The organism is Defluviitoga tunisiensis (genome assembly GCF_000953715.1).
GTDB lineage: Bacteria > Thermotogota > Thermotogae > Petrotogales > Petrotogaceae > Defluviitoga > Defluviitoga tunisiensis.
Genome location: NZ_LN824141.1, coordinates 813,342 through 826,907, shown reverse-complemented (window position 1 = coordinate 826,907; position 13,566 = coordinate 813,342). Strand labels below are relative to the sequence as shown.

Here is a 13,566-nt window from a genome sequence, read left to right as displayed (position 1 = left end):
TTAAATTCAACTCCTTTAGATCATAATAAACAGATTTGTTATAACTAATTCAATTTTCTCATAATATCGTTTCATATAATTGAAACGAAGGTGAATATATTTTAGATATAAAATATTACTTAGCTAATGGCTCTTTTCTTAATAATATAGGGTATAATTTCATTTGCCAGCACAAAAAAATTATGATATAATTACTATGCAAATAACATTCTTGGGGGATCGTCTAACGGCAGGACAGTGGACTCTGACTCCACGAGTAGAGGTTCGAATCCTCTTCCCCCAGCCATAAAAAAGGAATCCTAAGGATTCCTTTTTTTTACATAAACTTATTTAAATGTTAATTTTAAGGTTTGCCTAACTTTTTTATAAGTGATATAATTAGTAAGGTATAAGCAAATGACTTTTATACATCTTTATTTTTTGGAGGAATAGGAATGATCATACCTTTGACAGATTTATTCTTAGGGCAAAAAGGAAAAATAATAAGTATAGATTTAAAAGAAGAAGATAAAAATCGATTGATTGCTATGGGTTTTATTCCTGGAAAAGAAATCGAGTTAGCTCACATTTCACCTTTTGGTGACCCTTTAGTCTTTAAAGTAGGGGATAAAAAAATAGTATTAAGACTTTCTGAAGCAGAAAATATTTTTGTAGAAGTTGAATACAAAATAGAAAGTTTATTTGAATCAGACTTAGGAAAGCATCAAATAATCAGTGTTTGTGGGGGGCATCATTTCAAAGAAGAGATGAGAAACCTAGGAATAAGAGAAGGAAAAATAGTAACTATTTTAGGTCGTAACGGTCACAAAACGCTTATAGAAGTTGAAGGTAAAAAATACGCAATTGGAAAAGGAAGGGCACAAAAAATTTTTTGTAAAAAGGTGGCTCAAGAATGAACTTAGAACAGATTAAAGAATATATTAAAGAAAATAAAGAGTTAAGTCTACTTGACATAAAAGAAAAGTTTAATTTATCAGAAAGCGAAATAAAGGTTTTAAAACCATTTTTAATTACCTTTGGAATACCCCTAAAAACTGTAAATGAAATTCATTCAATTTGTGAAGAATGTCCTTTAAATAATTCTTGTAAAAAAAAGTCAGAAAAGGATCTTGGATGTTGTAATTAATTAAAAACGTGAGGAGGAAAGTATTATGAATAAAGGTCATGATCAAAGCCAAGATCATGAATCAAGCAATACCAATGTATTAACCTTAGATACAGGACAAAATCAAAATATAGAAATTTCTATTATAGGAAACCCAAACGTTGGTAAAACCTCATTATTCAATATATTAACAGGTGCTAAACAATACGTTGCCAATTGGCCAGGGGTAACTGTAGAAAAAAAGGTTGGTACATTCAAATATAAAGATGCCACATTTAAGTTAGTTGACCTTCCGGGGGTTTATACGCTTTCTTCAAAAAGTGAGGATGAAAAAGTCGCTAAAGACTATATTATAAACAAAAACTATGAAATAGTTATTTTGGTTGCTGATGCACTAAACCTAGAAAGTTCGATGTTTTTATTATTACAACTTTTAGAGATGAACGTCAATATAATACTTGCAATAAATGCGATTGATGAAGCAAAAGAAAAGGGTAGAATTATAGTCCCATCACCAATAATTAAAACATTAAATATTCCTGTAGTACTAACCTCTGCTCGAACAGGTGAAGGAATAGACGAATTATTAGAAGTAATTTATAAATACTCTCTATCTAAAACCAAAAGTCGTGTAAAAACTAGAATTAAATATCCACCTAACATTGATAAGTTTATACAATCATTTATGGAGCTAGCATCTAATTATCCAGAAATAAAAATAAATTACTCAAATTATCTAGAAAATAATTGGTTGCCTGTTTATTTCTTGGAATTTGGAAACGAAGATTTAAACTTACCTAAAAGTTTTTTAAAAGAGCTAGAAACTCTTTTTGATTTAGACAATTTAAGAGCCGAATACACAAAGTGGAAGCTAGATTTTATATCGTATTTAGTCAGTTCTTCAATAATAAATGAAGGAATCGATTGGTCTTTAAGAGATATTTTAGATCACGTTCTAACTCATAAGGTCTTAGGTATTCTTATATACATATTTGCAATGTTCGCTGTTTTTTCGCTAACGTTCAATCTTGCACAACCACTTTCTGATTTATTAGAATTAGCCTTTACCTCTGCTGGTAATTACCTTTCTAAGGTTATTCCCATACCATGGTTAAACTCTTTAGTTGTCGAAGGGGTAATTGGTGGAGTTGGTGGAGTATTAGTTTTTATCCCACAAATTTTTATCTTGTTCTTTTTTCTTGGTTTTTTAGAAGAATCTGGATATCTTCCAAGAGCTGCTTTTCTTGTAGACAGAATAGCCAGAAGCTTTGGCTTAAGCGGACGTTCATTTATGTCCATAATTTTGGGATTCGGTTGCAATGTGCCTGCCATAATTTCTACTAAAACTATTGCAAATAAAAAAGAACGATTGGCTCTTATTCTGAGCCTTCCTTTTGCATCTTGCAGCGCAAAACTGCCGGTCTACATACTATTAATAGGTACATTTTTCTCATCAAATGCCGCTCTTGTTCTACTTTTGATCTACTTATCAAGTATCGTTCTGGTACTAGTTTCTTCAAAATTTTTACAAAGATTTATAACTCAGTCAGAAGATATTCCTTTTATTATAGAACTTCCAAGATTTAGAATGCCAACATTTAAGAATTTGGCAATATACACATGGAACAGGGGCAAACATTTCTTGCAAAAGGCTGGAGGAATAATACTGGTTGCTACAATAATAATTTGGGCTTTATCGTTCTTCCCAAACTTTGGGCAAGATATAAACAGTAGCTACGCTGCAGGTATTGGAAAAGTCTTTGAACCATTAACTAAACATTTAGGTTGGGATTGGCGAATAAATACAGGGTTAGTCTTTGGTATTGCTGCAAAAGAAGTGGTTGTTTCTTCTTATTCGACTCTATTTAATGTTGGTGAAGGATCCTTAAGTTTTGCTCTGCAAAATGTACTTACTCCAGCTTCAGCGTTAGCTTTAATTTTCTTTGTTCTAGCTTATGTACCTTGTTTTGCAACACTTGCTACGATTAAAAGCGAAACTAATAGCTGGAAATGGCCTATTTTTACTTTATTTTATACAACCGTTATAGCATATTTAATAGCTAATGTAGTATTCTTCATTGGAGGTATTTTTATATGAAAAATAAAAATATTATTTTGTTAATTATATCTATACTTTCTCTGATTTTTATGATTCTAAATATATCAATAAATTTTTTCTATGTCTTTGCATTTCTTTTGATTTCTATTACAGCATTCTATGGTTTTTCAGGTGAAAATGAGGTATGGTACCATAAATCTGCACACATAATGGTATCCTCTTTGTTAGGTATTTTTACTATGGCTTATGAACTTTTAGGAATCCTATTTTCACTTATTTCTTCAGAACTTTCAAATATAAAACCAAATATTTATGTTATAATTTTTGGTATAATTAGTATAGTAATATTTATTGAAGAATTAAACTACCTAAAAAAAATTGAGCAAGAGGCTAAAAGAAAAAAATCCCTCTAAATCAATTTTTTAGGAAAAGGAGATTTTAAAAAATGTTAAAAGAAAAGCTTAATGAAGATCTTAAAAAATACATGAAAGAAAAAAATACTCTAGCACTAAATACTGTAAGATTAGTTATAGCCGATATAAAAAATAAAGAGATCGAAAAAAATTCAGAACTTACAGATGAGGAGATACTTCAAATTATTAGGAAACAGATAAAAACAAGAGAAGATTCCATACAACAATTTAAATCTGCAGGAAGAGACGATTTAGCTAATAAAGAAGCACAAGAAATAGAGATACTTAAAAAGTATCTACCAGAAGATCTTACTGATGAAGAATTAGATAAAATTATACAAGAAACAATAAAAGAGCTTAACGCCTCTTCAAAAAAAGATTTTGGAAGAGTTATCAAAGAAGTAATACAAAAAGTACAAGGAAGAGCCGACAACAAAAAAATTAGTGAATTAATTTCTAAAAAACTAGGCTAATTTTGGTACAAAAATATGTTATAATTATCTTAGAATATCTTCGGAGGTGTTATAGTTGTCAGTCATAATAAATTCTATGCTACTGCTGGGAGTAATTGGTTTTGCATCTGGCGTTTTCCTATCTTTTGTTGCCGAAAAATTCAAGGTTCAAGAAGATCACAGAGTAGAAATTGTTAAATCTATATTACCAGGTGTAGACTGTGGATCGTGTGGTTATCCTGGTTGTGCGGGCTTTGCAAAAGCATTTGTTAATGGAGAAATAAGCAAAGATGGCTGTATTCCAGGAAAAGCAGATGGTGTACCCGAGCTTTTAGAAAAGATATCAAAACTTTCAGATGAAGAAATAAATAAAATATACGAAGAATCTCAGGGAAATAAGACAAAGATAGTTGCTATTTTGTCCAAAAAATAACAAAAGGGAGATGATAGGTTGATAGACAAGATTTCCTCCCAAAACTATGAACCCTTATATATCAATTACAATGTTAGTAACCAACAAACAACAAATAGCCAAGCCCCAAAAGTTGCCAATAACCCAGTGATGTCAAAAGAAGAAATGGAGAAGCTTATGTCTTTTGCAATGTATAAACAAACTGGCATATCTTTAAGATTAGTACGAACAGTTGGGGCACTATACGAAGGAAGCAATCTAAATCTGTTAGCTTAAAAGATCTGTAACTAGAGTTATTTCAAAAATTGCGGGCTGATTTGCCCGCAATTTTTATGAAAACGATATTAAAAGGAGGATCTCATTGTATCCTAAAGTTTATGTATACTTAGAGAGAATTTATGAAAATGCCCGTTATTTAAATAATTTATGTAATAATTATGGAGTAAACATAGTAGGGGTCACAAAGGTAGTTTGTGCGGAGCCACACATCGCACAAACATTTGTGGATAGTGGTATCTCAATATTGGGTGATTCCAGAATTCAAAACATCAAAAACATGATCGATAATGGTATCAAAGCAGAATATATGCTATTAAGAATTCCAATGTTATCTGAACTTGATAACGTTGTAAGATTTGTAGATTATACTTTAATAAGCGAGTTAAAAACCGCAAGAACTCTAGGGGAAGTATCAAAATTCTTCAATAAAAAAATTAAAGTTATATATATGGTTGACATAGGAGACCTAAGAGAAGGCGTTTGGTTTGACAATGCCGTATCAGAAGTTTCAGAAGCCTTAAACATTAAAGGCATTGAGGTAGTAGGTATTGGAACGAATTTAGGATGTTTCGGAGGAGTTATTCCAAGTAAAGATAATATGCAAAAATTACTTGACATAAAATCTGAAATAGAAAAAAATACTGGTATTATCCTATCTGTAGTATCCGGAGGTACCTCTGCAACTTTACCGCTGATTGAAGATAAAAACTTACCAAAAGGGATAAATCAGTTTCGATTAGGGGAGTCAATAATTTGTGGAACCGACGCTACAAACCGCAGAATTGTTCCAGGAACTCGGCAAGATGCAATAGTTTTAGAAGCAGAAATAGTAGAAATAAAAGAAAAACCTTCTGTACCTTATGGAAAGATTGGACACGACGCCTTTGGCAGAAAACCATCATTTATTGACCAAGGCATGCGATTGAAAGGCATATTAGCTGTTGGTGAACAAGATATTTCTCCATCGACAACTTATCCCTTAGATGATAAAGATATTGAAGTGTTGCATGCAAGCAGCGATCACATGATAATAGATCTAACCAAATCTAAATTCAAATATAAAGTTGGAGACAAGATTAGATTCACATTAGGATATTCATCAGTTTTAAGAGCTTTTACCAGTTCATACGTAGAAAAGGTGATTTTGTAATATGTACATCTTCATTAACATTCTTTTCATAATTGCTGTAATTACTTTTATTGCATCGATTGTGTTTTTGTGGAAGTCAGCTAAAATGATAAGAAATGGAAACAAAAAAAGTGATGGAGATGTCAAAAAGTGGGATAAAAGAGGTATTATTACGCTAACGGTTAGTGTAGGAATTTTTTTAATCTCTTATATTCTAAGTTTAATTGTTTAACAGAGGTGTGCAAAAATGGACATTACTTCATTAACTCCTCCAAATAACAAAGAGGCAGAGGAAGCTGTTTTAGGAAGTATTTTTTTAGACCCATCTGTGCTTCCTGACATAATTGAAGAAATAAGATGGGAAGATTTTTACTATGAAAAAAATAGGATAATCTTTAAATGTATGGAAGACCTTTTTGATAGAGGTATTCCTGTAGATACTGTTTCTGTATTAGAAAATTTAAGACAATCAAAACTCCTCGAGAAAATCGGAGGAGAAGAAACGATTATTTACTTAGCTCAAATAGTACCCACTACAGCTAATGTTATGTATTACACTCAAATAATTAAAGAAAAAGCTCTAATGAGAGCCCTGATAAATGCATCCTCAGAAATAGTCGATGCAGTTAGGACTATTGGTGATGCACAAGAAGTACTTGAATATGCAGAAAAAAGAATTTTTTCCATTACAGAAGCTAGAGCTACAAGAACATATGATCTGTTATCAAACGTTATGCACGATGTATTTGTTCAAATAGAAGATTTAAAAAATCGAGCACAGAAAGGTGAAGGAGAGTTAGTTACAGGTATCCCTACTGGATTTAAACAACTAGATAAAATTTCATCGGGGTTTCACAGATCAGAACTAGTTATTATCGCAGCAAGACCTTCTATGGGTAAATCCTCGTTTGCAGCTAATTTAGCCACTCAAATGGCTTTAAAATATGACGTGCCTGTTGCAATATTTAGTTTAGAAATGTCCAAGGAACAACTGGCAAATAGAATTTTATGTTCGGAGGCTATGGTAGATCTCCAAAAGGTTCGAACTGGTCAAATATCCGACGAAGAATGGGAACGATTAGTTCAAGCTGCAGGCGACCTATCTAAATCCAAATTAATTTTTGATGATGAGCCAGACCTAACCCCCAGATTATTAAGAGCAAAGGCTAGAAGAATGAAAAGAGAATATGGCATCGAGGTTATTTTTGTTGATTATCTTCAATTAATGACTTCAAGATCAAGAAACTACGAAAGTCGTCAACAAGAAATAACCGAAATATCTAGATCATTAAAATTATTAGCAAGAGAACTTAAAATTACCGTTGTAGCTCTTTCACAACTCTCCCGTGCAGTTGAACAAAGAGAAGATAAAAGACCTAGATTAAGCGATTTAAGAGAATCTGGTGCAATAGAACAGGACGCAGACCTAGTAATGTTCTTATACAGAGATGCATATTACAAACGAAAAAAAGAAAGTGAAGATAAAATGATCTTAAATGAACCTCATGAAGCTGAATTAATAATTGGTAAACAAAGAAACGGACCTGTAGGCACTCTTAAATTAATGTTTAATCCAAAATTAGCTACTTTTTATGAAATAGATTACAGTAGATTAGAATGATAAAGGAGTTGAAAAGATGAATGATAAAAACTTAAAAGAAGAAATTTTAAAAAGAATCGATAAAAATCCATTATTACAAAAAGAAATATACGAGTCTTTTAAGGCTCACTCAAAAACAGAAAAAGAAGCTATAAGGAATGCGCTAAAAGAGCTTCAAGAGGAAGGTAAAATATACAAAGATTCACGTAATAGATATTGTAAAGTTGATGAAAACCTAGCAATAGGGATTATCAATTTTACAAAAAGAGGTAGTATGGCATTTGTTGAATGTGAAGATGGAAGAAAAATTGCGGTAAAAGTAGAAAATTCCGGTATAAGTTTACATAAAGATGAGGTAGCAGTCGAGATAATTGGAACGTGGAAAGAATTACCCGAAGGTAAGGTAATTAGAATATTAAAACGAGGATTGAAGTATGTAATAGGTGAGTTTGAAAGAAAAGGAATATTTGGTTTTGTTGTACCAATCGATGGAAAAATTAACATGGACTTCTACGTCTCTCCAGAACATATAGGATTAGCCAAAAACGGTCAAATAGTAAAAGCGAAGATCATACGATATCAATCTCCTACAAAAAATCCCGAAGTAGAGATTGTTGAGGTATTAGGAGATAAAGATGACCCGTCAATAGATTTACCTATCGTCATATTTAAACATGATTTACCAGAACCCGGATATTTTCCAAAAAAAGTTTTAGAAGAAGCTGATAAATTACCGGATAAAGTTTTACCCGAAGAATTAAAAGGAAGAAAAGATTTTAGAAAAGAAAGAATCTTTACAATAGACGGCGATACAGCTAAAGATTTTGATGATGCAGTCGGTATAAAAAAATTAAAAAATGGAAATTATCTACTTGGTGTTCACATAGCAGATGTATCTCATTATGTAAAAGAAGGCAGTGAAATTGAAAAGGAAGCCTATAAAAGAGGTACAAGTGTTTACTTAATTGATACGGTTATTCCAATGCTTCCATTCAAACTATCAAACGAAATATGCTCTTTAAACGAAGGGCAAGATAGATTGACTATGTCATTAATAATGGAAATAGACCCTTATGGACACCTGGTCAATTCAAGAATATACAATGGTGTAATCAGAAGCGTTAAAAGATTGACTTATAGCAAAGTAAACGAATTACTTTCTGATAATTGCAGTCCTGAAGTTGAAAAAGATATAGGTTTCTTAAAACCCGACCTAGAAATGATGAAAGAATTGATGGAAATTCTAAGCAAAAAAAGAAAAGAAAGGGGCTCTATTATTGACATAGAAAGCCATGAGGTACAATTTATATTCGATGAAAAGGGATACGTTAAAGACATTCTTCCTGTTGAACGTGGTGTATCCGAACAAATGATTGAAGAATTCATGGTTTTAGCAAACGAAACTGTAGCCTCTTATTTTGATGTTAAAGAATTACCATTTTTATATAGAGTTCATGAATACCCCGATCCGGATCTTATCTTACAATTACATAATTATCTTGAACTTTTAGGAATAAAGGTAAAAATGCCTGCTACGATTCAACCAAAATTCCTTCAAGAAATCTTAGAAAGAACGAAAGATCATCCTTTAAGTAAAAACATACAAATGATGCTGGTAAGAACTATGAAAAGGGCACTATATTCAGAAACAAATATAGGGCACTTTGGTCTTGCTTCTACATCTTACACACATTTTACGTCGCCAATTCGAAGATATCCAGACTTAATCGTTCATAGATTATTAAAAGAATTCATGAGACATAAAGGCTCCTTATCAAATAAAGAAATTAAAAAATATTCATACCTACTACCTAAAGTAGCACTACATTCATCTGAAAGAGAAAAAATTGCAGATCAAGCAGAATGGGATCTTATAGACATGAAAAAGGTAGAATATATTTCTAGACACATAGGGGATGTTTACGAAGTATATATAACAGGAGTTACTCGTTTTGGATTGTTTGTTGAAGTACCAACAAAAATGATAAGCGGACTAATACATATATCAGAACTTCATGATGATTATTATAATTACGATGAAAAAACAAATTCTCTTATTGGTGAAAGAACAGGAAAGATATATAGAATAGGAGACAAATTGGAAGCAGTAGTAGTTAGAGCAGACAAACTCAGAATGGAAGTTGATTTTGTTCCTTATGTAGAAGACGAATTAGCAAAGTATTCCCAACAGTATCCGAACGCAAAAATAAAAGGACTTAAAAAGAATAACAAAATAAGTAAAAAAAGAAAAAAATAAGTTACGGAGGTATCAAATTGGATATAGTAGCTACAATTACAGAAGAATTAAATATAAAAAGATATCAAACAGAAAATACCATAGAACTTCTTAACAACGGTAACACCGTTCCATTTATAAGCAGATACAGAAAAGAAGTTACTGGAAACTTAGATGAAGAAAAAATACGTCAAATAGAAGAACTTTTTAACTATTATAAAAATCTTGAGGAATACAAAAAAACTGTTTTAAAAAGTATTGAAGAACAAGGAAAATTAACGCCTAATCTTAAAACTAAAATATTAGAAACAAAAAAGATGACAGAACTGGAAGATTTATACCTTCCTTACAAAAAACGAAAGAAAACAAACGCAGATAAAGCTGTAGAAGCCGGGCTCGAACCGGCCTCCATCAAGGTTTTAGTTGGAAGTCTAAAAGATCTAGAAGAACTCCAAGAATTTATCACAAAAGATTACGATACTATTGAAAAAGTCTGTGAAGGTATTTCACACATTATTGGTCAAACATTCGCCCATGATAAAGACAACAGAGAAAGTTTAAGAAAATATTATGAAAAAAATGGATATGTACAATCTGAAAAGAAAAAAGAATTTATAGATAAACCAACAAAATACGACATGTATCATGAATTTAAGCAAGAAATATCTAAAATATACAATTACAGAGTATTAGCTCTAAACAGAGGGGAAAAAGAAGGAGTATTAACTGTCAAATTAGTAATAGATGATCAATGGTTAGAAGACGCCAAAAGAAGATTCAAAACAGAAAATGAAATCTGCAATAAAATAATATTTGACGGAATAGATTATGGTTTTAAAAACATGTTAAACCCTTCTATAGAAAGAGAAATTAGACAAAACCTTACTCAAAGGGCAGAAGACGATGCTATCGAGCTTTTTGCACGTAACTTAAGACAATTATTGCTTACCCCTCCACTAAAAAACAAAAAAATTTTGGCAATTGATCCTGGTTATAGAACAGGTTGTAAGGTAGTTGCTTTAGACGAACTAGGAAAATTTCTTGAACACAATACGATATTTCCAGTTCCACCAGAGAACGAAATAGAAAAATCTGAGAAAATTGTCTTAGAAATGATAAAAAAACACAAAATTAATTTGATAGTTATAGGAAACGGAACAGCCTCGCGCGAAACTCAACAATTCATCGTTGACCTAATCAAGAAGAATAAGTTAGATTTAAAATATATTTTTGTTGATGAATCTGGTGCTTCTGTGTACTCAGCCTCCAAACTTGCAAAAGAAGAATTCCCAAACCTTGATGTTACAATAAGAGGTGCGATAAGCTTGGGTAGAAGGGTTCAAGATCCACTGGCAGAGTTAGTTAAAATAGATCCAAAGTCTCTTGGTGTAGGCCAATATCAACACGACGTAAATCAAAAAAAGCTAAAAGAAAAACTAGACGCAACAGTAGTAAGCGTTGTCAATAACGTAGGAGTTAACTTAAATACGGCATCTTATTCATTATTACAATATGTTTCTGGAATTACAAATAGTGTTGCAAAAAAAATTGTGAAATATCGTGAAGAAAACGGCCCTTTTTCAGAAAGAAAAGAACTATTTAATATAAAAGGGTTAGGAGAAAAAACATTCGAACAAGCTGCTGGTTTTTTAAGAATTCTCGATGGAAATAATCCTTTAGAAATGACCGGCATTCATCCCGAAAGTTATGAAATAACCGAAAGATTGATAACTATTCTAGGCTTTAAGATAGAAGACTTAAAAGATAAAGAAACACTGGAGCTTATAAAGCAAAAAATCTCTGAAATTTTAAACAACAAAGAAAACTTAAGTGCCTTAATTAAGGAATTAGACGTTGGAGAATACACATTAATTGACATACTCAAAGAATTGCAAAAACCTGGAAGAGATCCTCGTGATGAAATGCCACAACCACAATTAATGGATGATATTTTAAAGTTTGAAGATTTGAAAGAAGGAATGAAATTATCAGGAAAAATAACCAACATCACTGATTTTGGAGCCTTCGTTGATATTGGAATAAAGGAAAATGGATTGATCCATAAATCTAATCTATCTGAAAAGTTTGTTAGACATCCCTCAGAAGTTCTTGAAATAAACGATATTGTGGAGGTTGAAATTTTAAGTATTGAAGAAGAACGAAAAAGAATAGGTTTGAAATTAATTGAAGTTAAAAAATAAATAAGTATTCTTAATTGCAAAATAATGAGTCGTATTTCTACGACTCATTATTATTTTAATTACCTCTAATTAATTTTCATATATTTAACCCACGTTTAACATCTTACTTATCATTATTATCAATAATTTTGATATTATTGGTTAGGAAAACAAATCAATTATTTGGGCTTTAGAAATAAAAACGTTCTAAAAAATTTTGAATTTCTAAAGTGAATAAAATCGATTATTACAAAAAGAGGGATTCAGTGGATGAAATCAAAAGAAAAAACAAACAATAAAATAGATATTTTAAATGATCCAATATGGAAATCATTATTTAGTCTTGCCTGGCCTCTAATCTTAACAAACATGATGCAAGCTCTTTATAACATTACAGATGCATACTTTTTAGGAAAATTAGGGCCATTAGAATTGTCAGTCCCTACTGTTGTTTGGCCACTGATATATGTTTTTGTTTCCTTAGCTACTGGTTTTTCATATGCTGGAACCTCTTTAGTCGCTCAATATACAGGTTACGGAGATAAGAGAAAAGCAGAAAAATCAGCTGCCCAAACTATATTAGCTATGCTCGCCCTTTCTTTTGCAATTATGATAATATTCCTAATCTTTACTAAACCATTATTATCAGGTTTATTAAAACTAGAGGGTTCGTTATTCGAACTAAGTAGTGTTTATGTTAAATTAATAGCGATTGGTATGCCTTTTAGTTTTTTAATGCAAACAATATCTGGTATATTTAGAGGTTGGGGAAACTCGATTATTTCGCTAAAATTTAATGGAATTTCAGTAATTTTAAATGTCATATTAGATCCTATATTCATATTCACCTTTGATCTAGGAGTTTATGGTGCAGCACTTGCAACGATGCTAGCTCAAGCAATTATGTCTGTTCTATTTTTTATTGTCTTAATAAGAGGAAAAACTGGATTCAAATTACATTTCAAAGATTTTGTTCCTGATAAACATATTATAAAAAAGGTTTTTTCTGTTGGTCTCCCAGCATCAATAGGAGAATCTTTTACTGCAATAGGTTTTGCAATTATTATGAGTGTAATTGCACAGTTTGGAGAGGTTGTAATAAGTGGTTATGGTATAGGCAACAGAATGAACAATTTAATCACTATGTTCTCTGGTGGAATGGCACTTGCTACTGCAACAATGGTGGGACAATTTGTAGGAGCAAACAAACAGGATAAAGCTGTTGAAACTGTTAAAAAAGCTTCTATAGCCTCCTTTACAATTGTTTTTATAACATCTATGCTTATGTTTGTTTATGGACATAATATTACACAATTTTTTATCAACGATCCTGAGGTAATAAAAGTCGGAGAAGAATTCTTTAGATATGTTTCTTTTTCTCTGCCGTTCTTCTCATTAGTATCTATATTTTTAGGTGCATTACGAGGAACAGGACATACAACCCAATCAACTATTGTTGATATAATAAGATTATGGGGGATAAGGGTACCTTTGGTAATCTATTTTTCAGAAACACATGGCTATATCGGTGTATTTATAGCTATGATTATTAGTAATTTTTCAGCAATGGTTTTGGGTCTGTTATTTTTAATCTTTGGAAAATGGAAAGAGCCCGTTATTGAAGAAAGACTCAAATTAAAAGAAGACCAAGACAGCTAAATAACTTAGGATAACAAAAAAATCTCCCTTTTCTGGGAGATT

Annotated in this window: 13 protein-coding genes and 1 tRNA gene; all 14 read left to right on the top strand. The window is 31.5% G+C overall.

Going from position 1 to position 13,566, the window contains the following annotated elements; translation table 11 throughout:
* The first annotated feature begins 212 nt into the window (after positions 1-212).
* The 14 genes from DTL3_RS03905 (at position 213) to DTL3_RS03840 (ending at position 13,524) form a co-directional block, all read left to right on the top strand.
* A tRNA-Gln gene (locus DTL3_RS03905) sits at positions 213-286 on the top strand.
* A 148-nt stretch (positions 287-434) separates the two neighbouring features.
* On the top strand, positions 435-896 hold the full coding sequence (locus DTL3_RS03900) for a FeoA domain-containing protein (RefSeq protein WP_052670341.1): 462 nt from the start codon (positions 435-437) through the stop codon (positions 894-896).
* The gene (locus DTL3_RS03895) at positions 893-1,126 is read left to right on the top strand and encodes a hypothetical protein (protein ID WP_045087612.1); all 234 of its coding nucleotides are present in this window, start codon (positions 893-895) and stop codon (positions 1,124-1,126) included. Before DTL3_RS03900 ends, DTL3_RS03895 begins: the two co-directional genes overlap by 4 nt.
* Positions 1,127-1,151: 25 nt before the next feature.
* Positions 1,152-3,203, top strand: a complete 2,052-nt coding sequence (gene feoB / locus DTL3_RS03890; protein ID WP_045087611.1) for a ferrous iron transport protein B — start codon at positions 1,152-1,154, stop codon at positions 3,201-3,203.
* A complete protein-coding gene (locus DTL3_RS03885; protein WP_045087610.1) occupies positions 3,200-3,577 on the top strand; it encodes a hypothetical protein in 378 nt (125 codons plus the stop codon). Before feoB ends, DTL3_RS03885 begins: the two co-directional genes overlap by 4 nt.
* A 32-nt stretch (positions 3,578-3,609) precedes the next feature.
* A complete protein-coding gene (locus DTL3_RS03880; RefSeq protein WP_045087609.1) occupies positions 3,610-4,050 on the top strand; it encodes a GatB/YqeY domain-containing protein in 441 nt (146 codons plus the stop codon).
* A gap of 55 nt (positions 4,051-4,105) precedes the next feature.
* Positions 4,106-4,462 carry an RnfABCDGE type electron transport complex subunit B gene (locus DTL3_RS03875; RefSeq protein WP_084217134.1) on the top strand — a complete coding sequence of 119 codons (357 nt, stop codon included), beginning with the start codon at positions 4,106-4,108 and terminating at the stop codon, positions 4,460-4,462.
* An 18-nt stretch (positions 4,463-4,480) separates the two neighbouring features.
* A complete protein-coding gene (locus tag DTL3_RS03870) occupies positions 4,481-4,717 on the top strand; it encodes a hypothetical protein (protein ID WP_052670339.1) in 237 nt (78 codons plus the stop codon).
* 85 nt (positions 4,718-4,802) lie between these two features.
* Positions 4,803-5,870 carry an alanine/ornithine racemase family PLP-dependent enzyme gene (locus DTL3_RS03865; protein ID WP_045087608.1) on the top strand — a complete coding sequence of 356 codons (1,068 nt, stop codon included), beginning with the start codon at positions 4,803-4,805 and terminating at the stop codon, positions 5,868-5,870.
* Position 5,871: 1 nt separating this feature from the next.
* Positions 5,872-6,081, top strand: coding sequence for a hypothetical protein (locus tag DTL3_RS03860; protein WP_045087607.1), 210 nt, complete (start codon positions 5,872-5,874; stop codon positions 6,079-6,081).
* 15 nt (positions 6,082-6,096) lie between these two features.
* Positions 6,097-7,470: a replicative DNA helicase gene (dnaB, locus tag DTL3_RS03855; RefSeq protein WP_045087606.1), complete on the top strand. Its 1,374-nt coding sequence runs from the start codon at positions 6,097-6,099 to the stop codon at positions 7,468-7,470.
* A gap of 16 nt (positions 7,471-7,486) precedes the next feature.
* A complete protein-coding gene (rnr, locus tag DTL3_RS03850; protein WP_045087605.1) occupies positions 7,487-9,706 on the top strand; it encodes a ribonuclease R in 2,220 nt (739 codons plus the stop codon).
* A 17-nt stretch (positions 9,707-9,723) separates the two neighbouring features.
* A complete protein-coding gene (locus tag DTL3_RS03845) occupies positions 9,724-11,886 on the top strand; it encodes a Tex family protein (RefSeq protein ID WP_045087604.1) in 2,163 nt (720 codons plus the stop codon).
* Positions 11,887-12,135: 249 nt separating this feature from the next.
* The gene (locus DTL3_RS03840) at positions 12,136-13,524 is read left to right on the top strand and encodes an MATE family efflux transporter (protein ID WP_045087603.1); all 1,389 of its coding nucleotides are present in this window, start codon (positions 12,136-12,138) and stop codon (positions 13,522-13,524) included.
* Positions 13,525-13,566: the final 42 nt, after the last annotated feature.